The following is an 18,803-nucleotide window of genomic DNA, read 5'->3' on the forward strand; positions in this document are numbered from 1 at the left end:
TCTGCAAATCTGGATATAGGCAAAAAAACAATCATATAGTGAACTATACAGCGTCTTTTACTTTCAGCATGCTGAGGGCTTTATGCAGCATAGCGGTACAGGGCAAAAGGGGACTATTCATATGAGTTACTTAATCAAGCCTCTCTTTGATGGGCATTATCCTGAAGTCAGCCATGGAAAAGGCGTTTTTCTATATGATAAGGAGGGCAAGGACTACCTTGATGCATCGTCAGGTGCCATCACATGCTCAATTGGGCACGGTGTTAAGGAGATTACTGACGCCATGGCAGCCCAGGCTGGCAAGGTTTCTTTTGTCTACAGATCGCAATTTACAAGTGCACCGGCAGAAGAACTCGCGGAATTACTGGCAGAAATGATGCCGGGAGATCTTAATTGGAGCTTTTTTGTTAACAGCGGCTCTGAAGCAGTTGAAACAGCAATGAAAATTGCCCTGCAGTATTGGCAGGAACTTGGAAATGACCGGAAAACCATCATCCTTTCAAGATGGAACAGCTACCATGGCATAACGCTCGGAGGCCTTTCGTTATCAGGCTACCCGGAAAGACGGAACCGGTTTAAAAGCTGGATGTCTCAGGCTCCTGCGGTTCATCCTCCCTATTGCTACAGATGCCCTGCCGGCAAAACCTATCCCTCTTGCAGCCTCGCATGTGCGGATGATCTTGAAGTTCAAATCGGACGCATCGGTTCTGAAAACATCGCTGCGTTCCTAGCAGAACCTGTCATCGGCGCAGCCGGCTGCGCCATTTCTCCTCCGCAGGGCTATTATGAAAAAATCAGAAGGATCTGCGACGCTGAAAATATTCTCTTTATTGCGGATGAAGTGATGAGCGGAATAGGGCGGACGGGTAAAATGCTGGCTTTAGAGCATTGGCAGACACTCCCTGATATTGCAGCGGCAGGAAAAGGCCTGTCAGCTGGATACAGCCCAATTGCTGCTGCCATTGTATCTGATAAAGTTATTGAGCCGATTAAGAACGGATCGAAAAGCATTATGAGCGGACACACCTACAGCGCCAACCCCCAATCAGCCGCAGCCGCCGCTGCCGTGCTGAAGTATATGAAAAAACATGAAGTCCTGAAAGGTGTGGAAGAGAAAGGAGATATCCTTTTATCTGGTTTGCTTGAGCGGAAAAATAGGTTTTCTTTTATCGGAGATGTGAGAGGAAAGGGATTGCTGCTAGGGCTGGAACTTGTTGAAAACAAAAGGGAAAAGCTGCCGTTTGCCGTACAAAAAAATGCGGTGCAAACGCTGATTAAAAAGGCAGCTGAAAAAGGGCTGCTCGTCTATCCCGCTGCAGCAGGGGAAGCTGGAAAAGGAGGAGGGGGGATTTTGATTGCTCCTCCGCTTACCATAACGAAAAAGGAAATCGGAGAGCTTTTCAACAGGCTGGATGGGGCGCTCTCAGCCTTTGAAAAAGATCTCTTGCAGGTCGGAGGGCTGTAAATGGAAACACGGCAGGTCAGCAAATTTCAAACAGCGGCAGATGCCATTAAGCAGATAAAAGACGGTTCCTGCTTAATGATCGGGGGTTTTGGAGGAGTTGGGACGCCTCCTTTGCTTATTAAGGCTTTATTGGAAAGCGGCGTGAAAGAGTTAACCGTGATTTGCAATGATTCCGGATTTCCTGATATCGGCATCGGAAGGCTCATTGTTAACAAGAGAATAAAAAAGCTGATTACATCGCATATAGGCTCAAACCCTATTGCAGGAAAGATGATGACAGAAGGACTGCTTGAAGTTGAATTTAATCCGCAGGGAACACTGGCCGAGCGGATCAGAGCAGGAGGAACAGGACTTGGCGGCATTTTGACTGATGTCGGAATTGGAAACAGCATGCTTGAAAAAGGCAAGCAAAAAGTCAAGATCGGCGAGAAGGAATATCTTCTGGAAACTCCTCTAACAGCTGATGCTGCGTTTATTAAGGCAAAAAAGGCAGATACCTACGGAAATCTTATCTACAGCAAAACGGCAAGAAACATGAATCCGCTAATGGCCATGGCAGGGAGGTATACGATAGCGGAAATAGATGAATATGATGAGGAAAATGGATTGAATGGGGAGGAAATCATCACGCCTGGCATTTTTGTTCAGGCTATTGTTCAGTCAGAAGGGGTGAATTGGAAATGGGCATGGGAACAAGCGGAAGAAGCAGAATAGCAGAGCGTGCAGCAAAAGAGATCCTCCCTGGCATGGCAGTCAACCTCGGCATCGGCATTCCTTCCCTTGTACCGGATTTCCTTCCCCGAGATTTTCCTGTGATGATCCATGCTGAGAATGGAATTCTTGGAATTGGGCCTGCCCCTGCTAAAGGGATGGAGGATGAGGATTTGTGCAATGCTGCAGGTTTCCCGGTAACAGAAGCCGTAAATGCTTCTTACTTTGATACATCGCTTGCATTCGGCATGATCAGGGGAGGACATATTGATGTAACGATCCTCGGCGCTCTTGAGGTAAGCGAAACGGGTGATTTGGCGAATTGGATTGTACCTGGCAAAAAGGTGCCCGGTATCGGCGGTGCAATGGAGCTTGCCTTAAAAGCAAAAAAAGTCATCGCCGTTTTAAGTCATAGTAACAAATCCGGCGGAAGCAAGCTCAAGGCTGCCTGCACCCTTCCGCTTACAGCTGAGGGCTGTGTTGATTTAGTGATTACCGAAAAGGCTGTTTTAAAGCCTGGAAAGGATGGTTTTCAGCTGGTGGAGGTTCTTCCGCCCTATACACTGGAGGAAGTAATCAGGGAAACTGAAGCTAACATCTATACTGCCGGGATGAAAAGTCAATAAGAAAAGAGGATGCTGATGTTGGATCCGATGAAAGAAACAGCTGCTGCATGGATTGACAGTAATGAGAGCAGAGGAGTCAGTCTGCTGAAAAAGCTGGTTGAACAGCGCAGTGTGCAGGGGAACGAATCTGGAGCACAGGCAATCATTTTAGAGAAGTGCAGGCAGCTCGGCCTTCAGATCGATTTGTGGGAGCCGGAAAGGGAATCTTTGAAAAGCCATCCTCATTTCTACTGCACAAGGGCTCATTTTAAAGACAGCCCGAACATAGCTGCCGTTCTTTCAGGAAAAGGCGGAGGGAAATCTCTCATCTTAAATGGACACATTGATGTTGTTCCTGAAGGAGACCTAAGCCGTTGGGAGGATGAGCCGTATTCTGCCTCCTGCAGAGACGGCAAGGTTTACGGGAGGGGCACTTCCGACATGAAAGGGGGAACAGTTGCCCTTTTAATGGCAATGGAAGCTCTTATAGCCAATGGCATCCAGCTGAATGGAGATGTCATTTTTCAAAGCGTCATTGAAGAAGAAAGCGGCGGGGCCGGCACCCTTGCTGCTGCAGTAAAAGGCTATAAAGCAGACGGAGCACTGATTCCTGAACCGACAGGCATGAAAATTTTTTCCAAGCAGCAGGGCTCGATGTGGTTCAAAGTAAAAATAAGAGGCCTGTCAGCCCATGGCGGCACAAGGTATGAGGGTGTAAGCGCGATTGAAAAAAGTTATGCTGCCGCAAGCCATATAAAAAGTTTGGAAGATGAACGGAACAAAAGAATAACAGATCCCCTCTATGAAACAGTCCCTATCCCAGTTCCTATTAATATCGGAGAAATATCGGGAGGCAATTGGCCTTCTTCTGTCCCTGATCTCGTCATAATGTCAGGAAGGTGCGGAATTGCGCCGGATGAAACGGCCGAAAGCGTACAGCAGGAGTTTGAGGAGTGGATGAAGACGCTTGCTGAAAAGGATCCCTGGTTTAAAGACCATCCTGCAGAAGTAGAATGGTACGGGGCAAGATGGCTGCCGAACGGGCTTGACGGGGAGCATGAGCTTCTCGCTTCGCTAAAAGCCTCCTTTTTGGAAGCGTCAGGAAAAGAGGCCGTGGTTGAAGCCTCGCCATGGGGAACAGATGGGGGGATGCTTTTTCATGCCGGAGGTGTTCCAACCGTTGTTTTCGGACCTGGTGCAACGGAAGCGGCTCATTTTCCAAATGAATTTATTGAAGTCAGGGCCATTACAGAGTGTGCGAAAATCATTGCCTTCTTTTTGATGGATTGGTGCGGAACCGATGATCTGCTGAATGGAGGGAGCAAATGACACAGAAAAACGAAAACACTGAAAAAAAGGCAGGCAGTCTGACAGAAAGCTGGCTTCGAAGAAGAAAGGACAGCATTCCAAGAGGACCTTTTCATACGGTGGAGGCCATTGCAGCGGAAGCTAAAGGAGCGATTGTCTGCGATATAGAAGGTAATCGCTTTCTTGATTTCGCTGGGGGCATCGGTTCGTTAAACGCAGGGCATTGTCCGAAAAAGGTTGTTGATGCGGTAAAGGAGCAGCTGGACCGCATGATTCACCCCTCTTTTCATGTCATGCTGTATCCAGCTTATATTGAGCTTGCAGAAAAGCTCAACGCGCTAGTGCCCGGGGAGCATAAAAAGAAAACGCTGCTGTTAAACAGCGGGGCAGAAGCTGTTGAGAATGCTGTGAAAATCGCACGAAGGTATACCGGCAGAAGAGGAATTGTTTCCTTTGAGCGGGGCTTTCACGGAAGAACATACATGGCGATGTCACTGACAAGCAAGCCCAAGCCTTACAAAAACGGATTCGGTCCATTTGCCGGTGATACGTATAAGCTTCCGTATCCGTACTATTTCAGGGAAGCTTTGCAGGAGGAAGAAGCGGATGAAAGGCTTCTTAACCAAATTGGGGAATTTTTCCTGAGGGAAGTGCCGCCTGAAGATATTGCTGCTTTTATTATCGAACCGGTACAGGGGGAAGGCGGGTTTGTTATCCCATCAGCCCGCTTTATAAAAGGACTGGAAGAAATCTGCAGAAAGCATGGCATTCTCCTGATTGCAGATGAAATACAGACAGGATTCGGCAGAACAGGAAAAATGTTTGCGATGGAACATTTTGGTGCTGTCCCTGATATTGTGACATTGTCCAAATCCATTGCAGCAGGATTTCCGCTAAGTGCTGTAACAGGAAGGGCAGAAATTATGGATGCTCCCGAAGTGGGCGAAATCGGCGGAACTTATGGCGGAAGCCCTCTTGCCTGTACAGCAGCTTTGAAAGTGATCGAAATGATTGAAGAAGAAAACCTCCTGGAAAGAGCGGAATGGATTGGAAGTCAAATTGAAAAAACAGGACTTGAGCTTCAAAAAGACTGCCCGTTTTTAGGAGAGGTCCGCAGGCTCGGCGCAATGGCTGCTTATGAAATAACAGAAGGCAGCAGCAGAAAGCCTGACAAAGAAAAAACGATAACACTTTTAGCGGAAATAAAACGGAGAGGCGTCATTCTCATGAATGCAGGCTTATACGGAAATGTGATCAGGTTTCTTTGCCCGCTTGTGATAGCGGACGATGAACTGAAAGAAGGACTGTCCATCATCAAAGAAGTGTTTCTGGAAAGCAGAAAATCATAAGAAGGCAAGGGGGATTGCCGTGGAGGTTATAACCCTTAAAAAAGGAGCCTTTACAGCTGAAATTGTTCTTGACCATGGTAATCAAAGGACAAAATTAGAAAATTACAGAGGAGATTTTATCAGGGCCGCAAAGGAAGCAGTCCAGTTGGCTTCACTGCACCGCCATACAAAAGTCATTGCCAAAGTGAAGAATAGGGATCTTTCTGCAGCAAGAGAGGCGCTGTTTCTTCAGGAAGGGATCCTTCACCATTATTTTGGCGGCAGTGACGCGTGGCTTTTTTCAAGGTTCCTTTCAGAAGAACGACGGCAGACACTCACATGGGTTGAAGAAGACACCATTCTTCTTTCGATAAAGAAGAAAGATAAACCCGCTGAGGTTTCAGAAAGCGGAATAACCATCAGAAAAGCAGGCCAGAACGATGCGGAAAAGCTCGCAGCTTTATACGGAAGCATTTTCACCCTGTACCCTGTTCCGCTGTTTGATCCGGAGTATATTAAGGAAAGCATGAAAAATGGCAATATTTATTTTGCAGCAGAAAAAGACGGAGCTGTGATCAGTGCTGCTTCTGCAGAGATAAACAGAACTTTTGCAAATGCGGAAATCAGCGATTGCGCCACACATCCTGAAAACCGAAGCCAGCGGCTGATCTACAGGATCATAAATATGCTTGAAGAGGAATTGAGAACAGAAGGAGTATACTGCACCTATTCACTTGCAAGGGCAAGAAGCGCTGGAATGAATGCCGTGCTCTTAAACAGCGGATATCACTATACCGGCAGGCTGCTGAATAACTGCTGGATTCTGGAATCCTTGGAAAATATGAATATATGGTGCAAAAATCTGGCCAAAACACCCTTTTGATGCCGCATGCATACTCTGCGCCTAGATGGCTCCTGCCTCTAAATTGCACGAATGAAAGGGGAAAGCGCGAATGACCCAGGCACTTTACAAGCCCAAAAGGCACTGGAAAGACGTTGAGCTTTGGAAAAATGTCACTGATGAGCAATGGAATGACTGGATATGGCAGCTCACCCATACTATTCGGACATTGGATGATTTGAAAAAAGTAATCCACCTCACAAAAGACGAAGAAGAAGGCGTTAAAATTTCCACTAAAACGATTCCATTGAATATTACACCATACTACGCATCACTGATGAATCCTGATGACCCGCGATGCCCGATCCGAATGCAGTCTGTACCTGTATCAAACGAAATGAACAAAACAAAATACGACCTCGAAGATCCGCTCCACGAGGATGAAGATTCTCCTGCCCCTGGCTTAACGCACAGGTATCCGGACAGGGTGCTTTTTTTGGTCACAAACCAATGCTCTATGTATTGCCGCTACTGCACAAGAAGGCGGTTTTCAGGACAAATCGGCATGGGAGTTCCTAAAAAGCAGCTGGACCAGGCCATCAGCTATATTGCAGAAACGAAGGAAGTCAGGGATGTACTCATCTCAGGAGGAGACGGCTTGCTGATCAATGATCAGATCCTGGAATATATCCTCAAAAACCTCAGAGCGATCCCGCACGTCGAAATTATCCGGATCGGCACAAGAGCGCCGGTCGTATTTCCGCACCGGATTACAGAAAACCTGTGCGCCATTTTGAAAAAGTACCACCCAGTCTGGCTGAATACTCATTTTAATACGTCAATTGAAATTACAGAAGAAGCAAAAAAAGCCTGTGAAATGCTCGTTGATGCAGGTGTGCCTGTCGGGAATCAGGCAGTCATTCTGGCAGGCATTAACGACAGTGTTCCGATTATGAAAAAGCTCATGCACGATCTTGTGAAAATAAGAGTTCGTCCTTACTACATTTATCAGTGCGATTTATCAGAAGGCATCGGCCACTTCAGAGCGCCTGTTGCTAAAGGACTTGAAATTATGGAAGGGCTCCGGGGCCATACATCAGGTTATGCTGTACCGACATTTGTCGTTGATGCTCCTGGGGGAGGAGGGAAAATTTCCCTGCAGCCAAATTATGTGATCTCCCAGAGTCCGGAAAAAATTGTTCTCCGCAATTATGAAGGGGTCATTACAGCTTATCCAGAACCGGAAGGCTACACGGCAGGCAGGGCAGACGACTATTTCAACAGCATCTATCCGGAAGCAAAAGAAAAAGCTTCTGCTGCAGGAGTGGCAGGTTTTTATAACGATTCAGTATTTAATCTTGTCCCAGAAGGACTGAGCAGAATCAATAAGCGAAAATCCTATCAATCAGAACCAGGACACCAGTCACTGAAAAATATGCGCGAAAAGCGCGATCAGCTGAAAGAAAAGAAATTTCAAGCCCAGCAGGCAAAAATGAACGAAGGAAACTCTTCTGATGAAGAAGTGTGAATGGTGCGAATCCTCCAAAATTCAAGCCGGTGAAGAAACGGTTTTCTGGGAGCTCCCTGACGGCAGCAGAGCCATCACAATTACTGATGCACCTTCCATTCACTGTTTTTCCTGCACGATGAATTACCAAAGTCAACAAACGATAAAAGAAATAGAAGATCAGCTGCTGTTAATCAATACAGGTCTGCTGCCAGAAACCATTTCGTACAAAAGTCTTCTTGAGCAGCCAAGACTGCTGAAAAGAAATTATTTTGATTTTTCCTAACAGGGAGGCTCCCTGTTTTTTCTTTTTAGAATCATCAGCTATAATAGTAGAAATAAAAAGCTGATGGGGGATCAAAATGAAGTCCTTTTACCACTACTTAATGAAATACAGGCAAGGAAAGCCTGCTGATGCCATCAGCAGATTTGCCAACGATGCCTATGATGACCACTCTTTTCCGAAAAGCTCCTCGCATTATGAGGAAGTGTCGAGCTACCTTGAACTGAACGGCCATTATCTTGAAACAATGGCTGTTTTTGACGAAGCATGGGATTTGTATTTAGCAGAAACGAAAAAGTGATGGGGAAAAAAGCGGGCCATAGCGGTACCGCTTTTTATATTGGATGAAGGTTTGGACAGTAGAGCAGGCGTTTTGGACAGTGAAACGTCAAAAATGGCCAGTAAAGCATGAATTTCCGCCAGTAAAGTGATCATTTCGGACAGTGAATGAAAAGCTGGCTGCAGTTTCGTTAACACAGATCAAAGAGAGGAGCGGATAAATGAATTTTTATTGCTGAAAAGTTCATTATCTCTTATTACAAGTAAAGAGGTGATGAAAAAAATGCAGAAAGGGATTAATGATGAATTTATAACATAATTATGTAACCGTCCTGTATTTGTTCAAACAATACTTTGTTCTAAATAAACAACTTTCAAGCCGCAGAAAGCATTCTTAAAAGAAGCAAGTATTAACTAAGAAAAAATTTAACAAAACAATGTTCTAAATAATCATAATAAAAATTCAAAACCAGTAACCAAGGAACCTTAACTCCTCATTCTCCAGAACTTCGAACTTCCTCCCTAAAGCACGCTCTTGCCTATACCTAAAATCTGCTCCGGCATATACTATTTTATCTTTTCGAAGTGCGGGAGGAAGGAAAAATGGCCTCGAATTCACCTAAGTATCAGGTTGGAGATGTTGTCGTGGTTATTATCTATGGCACCGTCGGCACTATTACAAGCGTTTACCAGGTAAATCAGCAGTTTTTATATGAGGTCAATCACGGAGAAGTTCTTTTTTTCGAGAGGGCAATCGTTCCTTATAAGGATTATGAAGGAAATGTTTTTGAAATAGAGCGGGTTGAGATTGAATATAACTTTGCAATTGGCGATTTAGTTAATATTAAAGGTTATGGGAAAGACCTTTTTAAGATTGCAGGTCTAAGAACAGAGGTATGGCGCTATTTGGAGGACGGCTGGGAAGACACTGTCTATGAGCTTACAAGAGTAACAGACGGAGAATGGCTGGAAGCAGCGGAAGAAGAGCTGGAACTTGTGATGAGCCAGCAGGAAGCAGAAAAATGCCTGCAGCAGATCATGATGCTTTATTCTTCTAAACAAAGCTCCCCTGAGTGGGATAAGCTGCTTGCAGGTGCACTTCCTGAGATTAAGAAAGGCGTAGAAGAGAGCAGAACAAAAATGATCAACCATCTGCTCGATATCTACAATGATTACGTTGTTCTGTATCACATGTTTCAAGACAGGGAGTACCAGGAAATGATGGATCTCGTCCTTGAAAGCCTGAAGCGCTATACGAGCGAAGAAGATGAAAACAGCGGGGAAGACTAAAAGAAAAAGAGCACAGCCTGCCATAAAATAATAGGCATGAGAAAGACTGCAGCAAAAAGAAATAAACCGCATGCTGTTCTATTTAAGTATTTATCAAATTTCCCGCTGTCAAGAAACGCTAGAAATTGATTCATTATTTTCCCTCCTAATGGCTTGTCCTGTTAAACTTTATGAATAGAGGACAGGCGATATGACCGTTTTCCAAATATTTTCCTTTTGGATAAGCAGTCATAAGTCCTTGATTTGCTTCATAAACAATAACCAAAGGGGGCGCTGCTGTTGAAAGAAATTGAAGTTGTGATTGACACAGAGGAAATTGCGGAATACTTTTATCGCGAACTGATTAAAAGAGGCTACATACCAGTGGAATCAGAACTTGACGCAATGGCAGACATTACGTTTGATTATTTGCTTGAAAAATGCATTATACATGAAGAATCTTCTGATGAATAAGTGAAAAGGCCGGCCTGATGGCTGGCCTTTTTGTATTTATGGAAGCAGCTCATATACTTGTTTGGGGATCAGGTGGGCAGGACCCAGTTTCGCCAGATTAAAGAGAACTTTTGCTGAAACATCCTCAACCTTGGCAGAATCAAAAGCATCAAAGCCTTCTGCAAGCCCCATATCCGTAAACCAGTCTTCTTTTGAGAAAAAAGAATGAGCATGATCAGGCCATGCCTCTTTTAGAGCAGTACTCTCCAGCAAGGATGATCCGCTGTCTTTTGAATAAAGGTGCGGCCAATAGTCATTTCTGGAGCCGCAGTGGGGGTGGAGGAAAGCAAACTGGCAGCATGATTGCAGAAGCAATGGATTGCCAAAAAGCATGGCGTAAAGCTTTTTCCCCGTCTGTATACGGTGCCCGGCACTTTTGAAATGAGACACCAGCACGCCAGCAAGAGAATAAGTCCGTTCCTTTTCCCTTTTCTTGTATGGAAAAAAAACACTTGTCATGCCCATGAACTCCTGAAGGAAAAACTTAGGGTTCTGAAAAATCACCTGCTGTATGTGCGGAAGACGGACAAGCCTCTGCTGAAGCAGCTCCTGCTCATTTTTGATCAAAGCATTCGTCAGCAGTGAAGAATGCTTTGTATGAAAAAAATAATTCCAGACAGGCTCCATAAATTTTGAAACAGCAAATGCGGGAAGCAAAGAAAAAAGAGATTTGTTTTGCTGCTTGCTGTGTTGGTACAAAAGAAGCTGGGGATAAGCGTCATAAAAAATGAACGCGTTGGCTTTTTCTAAAAAAAGATAAAAATCTTCCTGTTCTTTTTTCTTCAAAAGATTTCCGTAATGAGGACTTTTGAGATCGGTCATACTCCATCCGCCATTTCTGGAAACCATATGAGCTAAAAATGCCCAGTGTATTTCAGGGTTGCTGCGGTAAAAATCCAAATAGGCTTTTGTACGGGTCACATTGTTCAGATTGTGATGATCTCTTTCCGCTTTTATCTGAGCGACAAGCTGCTTTTCGTCCTGGTTAAGGATAAGCGGGGATTTTTTCAGCAGCATGTCTTGCAGGCTGCTGAAAAGCTTTTGCCTGGCTTTTAAGTCTGGAGCAGTATCAAAAAGGTGGTTATTTCTATTAGTTCCAATAAAGGAGGGCAGGCGCACTCCAGCACCTCACTTTCCTTGTGATACTGTTTTTTTATGTTAAAAATGCGGAAGTGGTTCAACAAAAGTGATGTTAGAATCCGCGATTGTTTTTACTTGCTGCAGTTAGGGGAAAATAGGGACAGGAATTCGATGAAGCACTCATTATAGTAAGAATACGGAGAGTATTAGAATGAAATGGTTTCTCAGCTGTCTGATGATTTTTGCATATTTGGGATACACAGCTGATTCAGGGGTTTCATGGCAGCTGGACAAGTTTATTGCTTTAAAACTGGAAGAGATCAGGTTTCCCTTCCTGACCGAAACGATGATGGCGATTACGGAACTTGGTTCATTTCGATGGACACTTCCGCTGATGCTTGTTTTTCTGCTATGGCTTTGCTGCCGGAAAAAATGGATCCCTTCCCTTTTTCTTATATTTTCTTTTTTCAGCGTTCGCTTATTTAATACAATATTAAAAGGACTTTATGAAAGAGACAGACCATCCTTCAACCCGCTTGCGGATGAAGAGAGCTACAGCTATCCAAGCGGACATGCAATGAACAGTACAGTCTTCTATGGGTATTTATGCTATATTTTAATTGAAGAATTTCCATTTATAAAAAGTAGGAAAAAGTGTTTTTATATAGTAACAGCGGTGTTGATCTGCATTATTGGATTTTCAAGATTATATCTCGGTGTTCATTACTTGACTGATATTGCCGGAGGCATCACAGCAGGAGCAGCGTGGCTGATTATAATATTCAAGATCATACAGTCGACAAAAATAGAAGAAAAGCGATAAAGGGTTTTGGCGTCCTTGCGGCAAATTATATGGGAAAAGTGAACAGCTTTTCTTTTTTGAATGCTATGTAAAAAAAGAAGGTTGAATTTTGAACACCTGTTGATCTATGTTCCAGGCGGGAGACTCCTGCGGGAGCAGCGGGCCAGGTGAGACCCCGCAGGCGCTAAACGCCGAGGAGGCTCAGCTCCCGCTCCGCGGAAAGCAGACGCCTGCATACTGAAATCAACAGCCCAATTTAACAAAGCCTTTTTAATAAAAAGAAATGAAAAGAACAAAGGGGATGAAGGGCATGCTACTGCGTTATCGCAAACTGACTGAGTTTGATGTGACCATCTTCCAGACTCCTGAAGCTGGCGGAAAAAAAGGCTACAGGCAGGTATACCGCTGTCATGTGAATGCCAAAAACCATAGGGAAGTTCTTGATAAAACATTCAGCCTTTTTAATGTTGCTGACACTCTTCCTAATGATTACCAATCAAGATTTATTTCGACAGGAGATATTTTGCTGATTGATGAAGGAAGAAAAGGGCAAACTTATTATAAGCTATTTTCTGACGGATGGAAGCCGATTAACCGAATACTTGTGCGCTAAAAAGCAGCGGAGGACCGCTGCTTTCCATTAAATATGATTGCCTGGACCAGCCTTCCTATTGGAAGCCTGATTTTCTTTACTGTGAGCCTCATGCTCTGCAGCAATGTTTTCAGGTGAAATGTGGTTGTTCTTTTTTGGAGCACTTATTCGGTTTCGGTGTTTTTTACCCATGCAACTCACCTCCAGGATAAGGGGTTTTCATCATGAAAACAATCATCATCATTCTTTTGGGCTTAATCTCAACCGTTTCAGCCCTGATGGTCAAGCAAGAGATGGAACGCCTTTTTTACAAAGGTAAAGTTAAGCTTCTGTTTCACAGCTTGAACATTTATTTTGTATCTATGCTCCTCTGCATGCTGGTCATCATTTTGTTTGGCCAATACAGAAACATGTCTTCATTTGCTGTGTATATAAAGGAGTTTGCCTTGATCGGCGCTATTTATATTCCTTTTTATGCTGCTCTTGCTTACGGATTTAAAAGGTATATGGCCAGTCTGAAGAAATATGAGGTTAAAGGCAATGTTCTTGTGATTAAGCCGAAGTACTTAGCGAAGAGGCAGCATTGATTTTTCTGCCTTTCAAAAATTAGCTTTCCCTTTTTGTGAGCGGTTGATGGCTGGTATTTTCTCCTTTTTGGTGAAGTGCTTAGTCAAAACCGCTTTTTAATGCGGAAAATCAAGTATCCAATAGCATAATTTTTTCAGCAAATTTTGCAAAATATGCTATAGTATCTCTATAAAGGAGGAGTAAAACAAATGAGCATACATATCGAAGCAAAAGAACATGAAATAGCTGAAACGGTACTTCTTCCTGGAGATCCGCTCAGGGCCAAATATATTGCCGAAACATTTCTTGAAGGTGCAGAATGCTATAACAATGTAAGAGGCATGCTGGGTTTTACAGGCACTTATAAAGGAAAAAAGGTTTCAGTTCAGGGAACAGGTATGGGCGTTCCATCCATTTCCATCTATATTAATGAACTGATGCAGAGCTACGGGGTCAAGCAGCTGATCAGGGTTGGAACGTGCGGAGCTATACAAAAGGATGTAAAAGTTCGGGATGTTATTCTCGCCATGACAGCATCAACTGATTCACAGATGAACCGGCTTACGTTTGGCGGTATTGATTATGCGCCGACCGCTGATTTTGAATTATTGAAAAATGCTTATGAAGCCGGATCTGAAAAGGGGCTAAAGCTTAAGGCAGGAAATGTATTCACAGCAGATATGTTTTATAACGACAATGCAGATCATGAAAAATGGGCGCGTTACGGAATTCTTGCCATTGAAATGGAAACGGCTGCACTTTATACGCTGGCAGCTAAATTTGGCAGAAAAGCACTTTCCGTATTGACGGTCAGTGATCACATTCTTACAGGGGAAGAAACAACAGCAGAAGAAAGGCAAACTACGTTCAATGAAATGATTGAAGTATCTTTAGAAGCAGCTTTAAAGTCCTCTAAATAAGGAAAAAAGGAATGCGCATTGAGAAAATGCGCATTTTTTATCGAAAAATGTCAATTTTTATTTTGGATGCGGCGGAAGCAATGATACAATAATTCATGCTGGCAATGTATTTTAAGCCATGAAATTGTATAGGGTGGTAACGACATGAAAAAAAGAATTATTTGTTCCGTACTTCCAATCATCTTCCTGACATCAGCCTGCTCCAGTTTTCCGAAAGAACTGAACTTTTTTCAGGATGATCAAAAAGAATCCAAACCTGTTCCCGTAAAGCAAAGCAAGCCGAATGAACAAAATCATTATGTGCTGAAGGCGGCTTATTTTAATAACATTCAAACAATTGACGGAAAAGAAACGATTACGAACCCTGATAATATTCTCGTACTCGTGAATAAAAATTTTTCACTGCCTGCCGGGTACAAAGCAAAGGACTTAGTCACACCTGATGTCCCTTTTTCCTTTGGTGATAAGGACATTCAGCAGCGCTACATGCGAAAAGAAGCAGCACAGGCGCTTGAAAAGTTATTTAATGAAGCGAAAGAAGAGAATATTGAACTGTTTGCTGTATCCGGATTTCGCTCATATTCCTACCAGCAAAGTGTATTCAACAGGGAAGTGAAAGCGAACGGCGAGGAGCATGCAAAACAGGCTGTTGCTCTTCCTGGGCAAAGCGAGCATCAGACAGGGCTGACAATGGATATATCAAGCCGCAGTGTTCAGCTTGATATTACGCCGAAGTTCGGTGACACAGAGGAAGGCAAATGGGTAAAAGAGAACGCCAGCAAATTTGGCTTTATCATCCGCTATCCCGAAGATAAGACGGATATTACCAAATATGAGTACGAGCCATGGCATTTGAGGTATGTTGGCGTAAAAACAGCTCAAATACTTAAAAAAAATAATTTGACCCTTGAAGAATACTTTGGCAAAGTGAAAAAAATCTAGCATCCGAAGAAATGAGGGATGGCATGCAGCCTCTTAAAGATTTGCTTGCAAAAGATTTAACACTGCTGTTTATCGGCTATAATCCAAGCCTTCTTTCTGCCGAAGCAGGTCATCATTATGCCAATCCAAACAACAGGTTTTGGAAGATCCTTTTTCAGGCAGGAATAACTGAAAGGCTGTATTCGCCATTTGAGGATGAAAAGCTTTTAGAAAAAGGTATCGGGTTTACGAATATTGTTCAAAGGCCGACAAAGGCAGCAGATGAAATTACAAGAAAAGAATATCATACCGGCAGTGATGAACTCAGAAGCAAAATCAGCTCATGCAAGCCCAAAATCGCCTGTTTTGTTGGAAAGGGTGTGTATCTGGCATACAGCGGCAAGAAAAAAGCTCCATGGGGAAAGCAGGAAGGTTCTGTGATCAATGGAGTCATTGAATTTGCCGCACCTTCTTCGAGCGGCCTTGTCAGAATGAAACTTGAAGACATCGCAGACATTTATAAAAAATTGCATCAATATATGTAAAATATGGCTGGCCGTGAGCTATGCATGTCTTCCCATGCATAGCTCACGGCCAGCTTTCTGCTTTTTAAAGCAATTTATCCTTTTGCTGCACTAAAAAAGCCAAAAACAGCCGCAGGCTGTTTTTGGTGCTTGCTCTTTTAACGCATCTTTACCACAGTAATAATCCTGCTAAAGCTACACCGGTAATGAAGCCAAGCCCAATTCCGTATGCCGGCCCGTAACCATACCAGCCGCCATATCCTCCTCCATAATATCCCAATCCGTAACCTCTGCCGCCTCTTTGCCTTACAGGCTGAATAAAAACACTATGCGGTGTAACTCTTACAATTCTGCCCACATGCACATTTCCATCCCTGTGGCTGATGCGGACGATCTTGCCCTGATACCGCTGGCACATGCCATAATATCGGCTCATCCATTATCCCTCCCTAATTCGTTTCCTTACAACCTATGTTGGGAAGGGACAGGACGTTTGTACGCTTATCCTATTTAAAAAGAAATTAGGAGGATGAGCTGCACCTGTAGATCATGCAGCGGACTTTTTTGCTGAAAGCCTTTGTCATTTCCTGATGCCTGTCAAGCAGGGTGAAAAGGGCAGGATCTGCATCCTCATCCAAATCAAATTCAGCCATTTGGTCATAAATGTCCAATTCATAATCCACAAGGGATGAAGAATCTATTCCATAAAAGCCGGTTTCCTTCAAAGAACGCTCCCAGTCTTTATTGGTATTTAATGAAACTGCAGAATAAAAAGAAGAAAATTTTTCTCTGTCTTTGCGAGGTAAATTTGGCTCAGCTGTCATTTCAATCATGACCAGCCTGCCGCCTGGCTTTAAAACCCGATGTATTTCAGTCAGGCTTTTAGGTGCGTCTGTAAAAGAAAGGACAGATTCTGAAAGGACAAGATCAAAAGTATGATCCTTGTAGGGGAGGTTTTCTAATGATCCGCACTGAAGTCTTTCTTTTGAGCCTCCGAGCCGGCTTTCAGCTTTTTGAATCATTCTCTGGTCTTGATCAATACCTTTTGCATCTGCACCAAGCTGCATGAGGTAATAAAGAGTCTGCCCTGTACCGCATCCGGCATCAAGGACTTTTTTGCCGAAAAGAGGCTGTTCTTGATCCAGCACGCATTTAGTGAGGGCCAATCCTCCGGGGTGAGCGCCGCCGATGCCTAAAACTGCAAGTAAATTCAAATACTCTCCCAATTGGCATCTCTCCTTCACATTTTTTACATTCTATGCGGAAGGAGGATGTGTGGCATGCGGTCAGTTCAAAGACACTTAAGCAATTGGTGCTTTTGCAGCAATACAGGCAGTCTTGTCATAAGCAGCTGGTTAATCTCTGTTTGCAGAATCTTTTTCAGTGCCTTTTTAAAGCGGCCGGCAGATACAAACTGTTTCACTCTCATTGTTATATAGGTCATCACCTGATTTTCTGAAAATAGTTCTTTTACGCTTATTTTTCGATCTACCTCATGCAGCAGAGAAAATGAGAAGGAAATAACCTCATAATCTTCTGCTCCAACAAATCGCTCTAGGTCCAACGCATTTCCCTCCTTTACAAAAATGAAATATTATTTACATTAAGTTAACATATTGGAGGAGTAAAATCATGTCGAAAGAAGGGACCGCGAAAAAAATGCTTTATAAAACAAAAGATAGGTGCTTTTGTTAACAGTTGACGGGATAGGGAACGTTAGACATAATTAATGAAGGCTATTTTTCACTTGATTCTTTCGTGGAGAAGGATAGCGATCTTCCTCTGTTTGCATCCGTTTCTTCTAAAATTCGAATACGGATACATAAAAGGCTGCGGCCTCAACAATTTTTAAGGTGGTGTCAGGGTGGGAAAATGGTTAAAAACAGCTGTCATCATTATTATTACAGCTGCCATCAGTTCAGGGTTGACCCTTGCTCTAATAAAACCGTCAGCAGCACCGTTAGCTAAGAAAGACGGTTTTCAAAAGCTATACACAGCATACGAACAGCTTGATAAACAGTTTTACGAGGAACCTGATAAGCAAAAAATGGTGGATGGAGCCATTAAAGGAATGGTTCAATCCCTTGGTGACCCATATAGTGAGTATATGGATGCTGATACAGCCAAAAGCTTTAGCGAAAGCATCTCCTCCTCCTTTGAAGGCATCGGTGCAGAGCTTCAGGAAAATAGCGGTCACGTTGTTGTCGTTTCACCAATCAAAGGATCTCCTGCAGAAAAAGCGGGCATTAAACCGAAAGATCAAATTGTAAAAGTAAACGGTAAAAACATGGCCGGAAAAAGTGTCAATGACATTGTGACCCTTGTAAGGGGCAAAAAAGGCACCTCTGTTAAAATCGGAGTTGAGCGCCAGGGCAGCGGGATGCTTGAATTCACGATTGTGCGCGATAAAATTCCGGTTGAAACGGTCTCGCATACTGTAACAGATCAAAATATCGGGAAAATCCAAGTATCTAAATTCTCTGAAACAACTGGTGCAGATTTTCAGAAAGCTGTAGAAGATTTGCAGAAAAAGAAAGTAAAGGGCATTGTCATCGATTTAAGGCAAAACCCGGGAGGTCTGCTTGACCAGGCCACCAAAATGAGCGAGATGTTTATTCCGAAAGGAAAGAATATTCTTCAGGCAGAAAACAGAGATGGATCAAAAGAAGTCATTGCTTCGAGAAATGAGCATCCTGTTACGATTCCGACTGCTGTTTTAATAGATGGCGGCTCTGCAAGCGCTGCTGAAATTATGGCTGCAGCATTGCATGAATCTGCCGGAGTACAGCTGATTGGCGAGAAATCGTTCGGGAAAGGCACCATGCAGCAGCCAGTGGAATTTAAAGATGGCTCATCCTTTAAGTTTACGACTGCGAAGTGGCTGACTCCGAAAGGGGAATGGATTCATAAAAAAGGAATTCAGCCAGACCAAAAAATCAGTCTGCCTGATTATGCAAACCTGCCGCTGCTGAATCCTGAAAAAGTGCTGAAGGAAGGCGATTCTTCTGCACAGGTGAAAGCCGCACAGCAGCTATTGAAAGCCATTGGATATGATCCTGGCAGCGAGGATGGTTTTTTCTCAAAAAACATGACAGCTGCTGTGGAAAAATATCAAAAGGATCATCAGCTAAAAGTGACTGGTGATATTGACAAAGCTGCGGCATCCAGCATGATCGGGACCATCCAAAAAATGCTTGTTGAAAATGATACCCAATACAAAGCAGCCGTTACCTATTTAAAAAAGATTAATCCATAACAGTGAGAGGGGACTGATTCATGCGATCAGTC

The 18,803-nt window shown here is 43.6% G+C and carries 24 protein-coding genes; 18 read left to right on the forward strand and 6 right to left on the reverse strand.

The window, feature by feature from the left end:
* The first annotated feature begins 115 nt into the window (after positions 1-115).
* The 10 genes from LRR81_RS04510 (at position 116) to LRR81_RS04555 (ending at position 9,617) form a co-directional block, all read left to right on the forward strand.
* Positions 116-1,465 (forward strand): aspartate aminotransferase family protein, encoded by a 1,350-nt coding sequence (locus LRR81_RS04510; protein WP_231788616.1) that lies wholly within the window; start codon positions 116-118, stop codon positions 1,463-1,465.
* A complete protein-coding gene (locus LRR81_RS04515; RefSeq protein WP_231788089.1) occupies positions 1,466-2,179 on the forward strand; it encodes a CoA transferase subunit A in 714 nt (237 codons plus the stop codon).
* Positions 2,146-2,802, forward strand: a complete 657-nt coding sequence (locus LRR81_RS04520; protein ID WP_231788090.1) for a 3-oxoacid CoA-transferase subunit B — start codon at positions 2,146-2,148, stop codon at positions 2,800-2,802. The genes LRR81_RS04515 and LRR81_RS04520 overlap by 34 nt, the downstream gene beginning before the upstream one ends.
* An 18-nt stretch (positions 2,803-2,820) precedes the next feature.
* Entirely contained in the window at positions 2,821-4,110 is a 1,290-nt protein-coding gene (locus LRR81_RS04525) for a peptidase (RefSeq protein ID WP_231788617.1), read from the forward strand.
* The gene (gabT, locus tag LRR81_RS04530; protein WP_231788091.1) at positions 4,107-5,438 is read left to right on the forward strand and encodes a 4-aminobutyrate--2-oxoglutarate transaminase; all 1,332 of its coding nucleotides are present in this window, start codon (positions 4,107-4,109) and stop codon (positions 5,436-5,438) included. Before LRR81_RS04525 ends, gabT begins: the two co-directional genes overlap by 4 nt.
* Positions 5,439-5,457: 19 nt before the next feature.
* Positions 5,458-6,300 (forward strand): putative beta-lysine N-acetyltransferase, encoded by an 843-nt coding sequence (ablB, locus tag LRR81_RS04535; protein WP_231788092.1) that lies wholly within the window; start codon positions 5,458-5,460, stop codon positions 6,298-6,300.
* Positions 6,301-6,370: 70 nt separating this feature from the next.
* Positions 6,371-7,786, forward strand: coding sequence for a lysine 2,3-aminomutase (gene kamA, locus LRR81_RS04540; protein WP_231788093.1), 1,416 nt, complete (start codon positions 6,371-6,373; stop codon positions 7,784-7,786).
* Complete coding sequence (locus LRR81_RS04545; protein WP_231788094.1) at positions 7,773-8,051, forward strand: YokU family protein; 279 nt, start codon at positions 7,773-7,775, stop codon at positions 8,049-8,051. Before kamA ends, LRR81_RS04545 begins: the two co-directional genes overlap by 14 nt.
* 76 nt (positions 8,052-8,127) lie before the next feature.
* Entirely contained in the window at positions 8,128-8,349 is a 222-nt protein-coding gene (locus LRR81_RS04550; RefSeq protein WP_231788095.1) for a YozE family protein, read from the forward strand.
* A gap of 581 nt (positions 8,350-8,930) precedes the next feature.
* Positions 8,931-9,617 (forward strand): hypothetical protein, encoded by a 687-nt coding sequence (locus LRR81_RS04555; protein ID WP_231788096.1) that lies wholly within the window; start codon positions 8,931-8,933, stop codon positions 9,615-9,617.
* On the opposite strand, the gene LRR81_RS04560 is transcribed toward LRR81_RS04555, so the two are convergent.
* Complete coding sequence (locus LRR81_RS04560; protein ID WP_231788097.1) at positions 9,614-9,751, reverse strand: hypothetical protein; 138 nt, start codon at positions 9,749-9,751, stop codon at positions 9,614-9,616. The two genes, LRR81_RS04555 and LRR81_RS04560, sit on opposite strands and share 4 nt — an antisense overlap.
* 145 nt (positions 9,752-9,896) lie before the next feature.
* Between LRR81_RS04560 and LRR81_RS04565 the strand changes: the two genes are divergently transcribed.
* Positions 9,897-10,070: a YozD family protein gene (locus LRR81_RS04565; protein WP_231788098.1), complete on the forward strand. Its 174-nt coding sequence runs from the start codon at positions 9,897-9,899 to the stop codon at positions 10,068-10,070.
* 36 nt (positions 10,071-10,106) lie between these two features.
* Here the strand turns inward: LRR81_RS04565 and LRR81_RS04570 are convergent, their stop codons facing one another.
* Positions 10,107-11,126 (reverse strand): DUF2515 family protein, encoded by a 1,020-nt coding sequence (locus LRR81_RS04570; protein ID WP_231788099.1) that lies wholly within the window; start codon positions 11,124-11,126, stop codon positions 10,107-10,109.
* Between the two features lie 274 nt (positions 11,127-11,400).
* Between LRR81_RS04570 and LRR81_RS04575 the strand changes: the two genes are divergently transcribed.
* On the forward strand, positions 11,401-12,012 hold the full coding sequence (locus LRR81_RS04575) for a phosphatase PAP2 family protein (RefSeq protein WP_231788100.1): 612 nt from the start codon (positions 11,401-11,403) through the stop codon (positions 12,010-12,012).
* A gap of 289 nt (positions 12,013-12,301) precedes the next feature.
* A complete protein-coding gene (locus tag LRR81_RS04580) occupies positions 12,302-12,604 on the forward strand; it encodes a YodL domain-containing protein (protein ID WP_231788101.1) in 303 nt (100 codons plus the stop codon).
* 27 nt (positions 12,605-12,631) lie between these two features.
* On the opposite strand, the gene LRR81_RS04585 is transcribed toward LRR81_RS04580, so the two are convergent.
* Positions 12,632-12,775, reverse strand: coding sequence for a hypothetical protein (locus LRR81_RS04585; RefSeq protein ID WP_231788102.1), 144 nt, complete (start codon positions 12,773-12,775; stop codon positions 12,632-12,634).
* Between the two features lie 32 nt (positions 12,776-12,807).
* Here LRR81_RS04585 and LRR81_RS04590 point away from each other — a divergent pair, with 32 nt between their 5' ends.
* The 4 genes from LRR81_RS04590 (at position 12,808) to LRR81_RS04605 (ending at position 15,536) form a co-directional block, all read left to right on the forward strand.
* A complete protein-coding gene (locus LRR81_RS04590) occupies positions 12,808-13,170 on the forward strand; it encodes a hypothetical protein (protein WP_231788103.1) in 363 nt (120 codons plus the stop codon).
* A gap of 189 nt (positions 13,171-13,359) precedes the next feature.
* Positions 13,360-14,070: a purine-nucleoside phosphorylase gene (gene deoD / locus LRR81_RS04595; protein ID WP_231788104.1), complete on the forward strand. Its 711-nt coding sequence runs from the start codon at positions 13,360-13,362 to the stop codon at positions 14,068-14,070.
* 144 nt (positions 14,071-14,214) lie between these two features.
* On the forward strand, positions 14,215-15,012 hold the full coding sequence (locus LRR81_RS04600; RefSeq protein WP_231788105.1) for a M15 family metallopeptidase: 798 nt from the start codon (positions 14,215-14,217) through the stop codon (positions 15,010-15,012).
* Positions 15,013-15,035: 23 nt separating this feature from the next.
* A complete protein-coding gene (locus LRR81_RS04605; protein ID WP_231788106.1) occupies positions 15,036-15,536 on the forward strand; it encodes a mismatch-specific DNA-glycosylase in 501 nt (166 codons plus the stop codon).
* 148 nt (positions 15,537-15,684) lie between these two features.
* Here the strand turns inward: LRR81_RS04605 and LRR81_RS04610 are convergent, their stop codons facing one another.
* The 3 genes from LRR81_RS04610 to LRR81_RS04620 all read right to left on the reverse strand — a co-directional run bounded on the left by LRR81_RS04610 (position 15,685) and on the right by LRR81_RS04620 (position 17,079).
* The gene (locus LRR81_RS04610) at positions 15,685-15,951 is read right to left on the reverse strand and encodes a hypothetical protein (protein ID WP_231788107.1); all 267 of its coding nucleotides are present in this window, start codon (positions 15,949-15,951) and stop codon (positions 15,685-15,687) included.
* A gap of 85 nt (positions 15,952-16,036) precedes the next feature.
* Positions 16,037-16,741: a class I SAM-dependent methyltransferase gene (locus tag LRR81_RS04615; RefSeq protein ID WP_231788108.1), complete on the reverse strand. Its 705-nt coding sequence runs from the start codon at positions 16,739-16,741 to the stop codon at positions 16,037-16,039.
* Between the two features lie 65 nt (positions 16,742-16,806).
* The gene (locus LRR81_RS04620; RefSeq protein ID WP_231788109.1) at positions 16,807-17,079 is read right to left on the reverse strand and encodes a hypothetical protein; all 273 of its coding nucleotides are present in this window, start codon (positions 17,077-17,079) and stop codon (positions 16,807-16,809) included.
* Positions 17,080-17,379: 300 nt separating this feature from the next.
* Here LRR81_RS04620 and LRR81_RS04625 point away from each other — a divergent pair, with 300 nt between their 5' ends.
* Entirely contained in the window at positions 17,380-18,771 is a 1,392-nt protein-coding gene (locus LRR81_RS04625; RefSeq protein ID WP_231788110.1) for a S41 family peptidase, read from the forward strand.
* Positions 18,772-18,803: the final 32 nt, after the last annotated feature.

This window comes from Metabacillus kandeliae (genome assembly GCF_021166585.1).
Lineage (GTDB): Bacteria > Bacillota > Bacilli > Bacillales > Bacillaceae > Metabacillus_B > Metabacillus_B kandeliae.

What these genes read in the sequence shown, in the direction of transcription:
- LRR81_RS04555 (WP_231788096.1), top strand. Translation starts at nt 8,931, where the DNA reads ATGGCCTCGAATTCACCTAAGTATCAGGTTGGAGATGTTGTCGTGGTT.
- LRR81_RS04590 (WP_231788103.1), top strand. Translation starts at nt 12,808, where the DNA reads ATGAAAACAATCATCATCATTCTTTTGGGCTTAATCTCAACCGTTTCA.
- LRR81_RS04515 (WP_231788089.1), top strand. Translation starts at nt 1,466, where the DNA reads ATGGAAACACGGCAGGTCAGCAAATTTCAAACAGCGGCAGATGCCATT.
- LRR81_RS04550 (WP_231788095.1), top strand. Translation starts at nt 8,128, where the DNA reads ATGAAGTCCTTTTACCACTACTTAATGAAATACAGGCAAGGAAAGCCT.
- LRR81_RS04585 (WP_231788102.1), bottom strand. Translation starts at nt 12,775, where the DNA reads ATGGGTAAAAAACACCGAAACCGAATAAGTGCTCCAAAAAAGAACAAC.
- deoD (WP_231788104.1), top strand. Translation starts at nt 13,360, where the DNA reads ATGAGCATACATATCGAAGCAAAAGAACATGAAATAGCTGAAACGGTA.
- LRR81_RS04580 (WP_231788101.1), top strand. Translation starts at nt 12,302, where the DNA reads ATGCTACTGCGTTATCGCAAACTGACTGAGTTTGATGTGACCATCTTC.
- gabT (WP_231788091.1), top strand. Translation starts at nt 4,107, where the DNA reads ATGACACAGAAAAACGAAAACACTGAAAAAAAGGCAGGCAGTCTGACA.
- LRR81_RS04560 (WP_231788097.1), bottom strand. Translation starts at nt 9,751, where the DNA reads ATGAATCAATTTCTAGCGTTTCTTGACAGCGGGAAATTTGATAAATAC.
- LRR81_RS04610 (WP_231788107.1), bottom strand. Translation starts at nt 15,951, where the DNA reads ATGAGCCGATATTATGGCATGTGCCAGCGGTATCAGGGCAAGATCGTC.
- LRR81_RS04545 (WP_231788094.1), top strand. Translation starts at nt 7,773, where the DNA reads ATGAAGAAGTGTGAATGGTGCGAATCCTCCAAAATTCAAGCCGGTGAA.
- LRR81_RS04605 (WP_231788106.1), top strand. Translation starts at nt 15,036, where the DNA reads ATGCAGCCTCTTAAAGATTTGCTTGCAAAAGATTTAACACTGCTGTTT.
- kamA (WP_231788093.1), top strand. Translation starts at nt 6,371, where the DNA reads ATGACCCAGGCACTTTACAAGCCCAAAAGGCACTGGAAAGACGTTGAG.
- LRR81_RS04520 (WP_231788090.1), top strand. Translation starts at nt 2,146, where the DNA reads ATGGGCATGGGAACAAGCGGAAGAAGCAGAATAGCAGAGCGTGCAGCA.
- LRR81_RS04575 (WP_231788100.1), top strand. Translation starts at nt 11,401, where the DNA reads ATGAAATGGTTTCTCAGCTGTCTGATGATTTTTGCATATTTGGGATAC.
- LRR81_RS04570 (WP_231788099.1), bottom strand. Translation starts at nt 11,126, where the DNA reads ATGCTGCTGAAAAAATCCCCGCTTATCCTTAACCAGGACGAAAAGCAG.
- LRR81_RS04600 (WP_231788105.1), top strand. Translation starts at nt 14,215, where the DNA reads ATGAAAAAAAGAATTATTTGTTCCGTACTTCCAATCATCTTCCTGACA.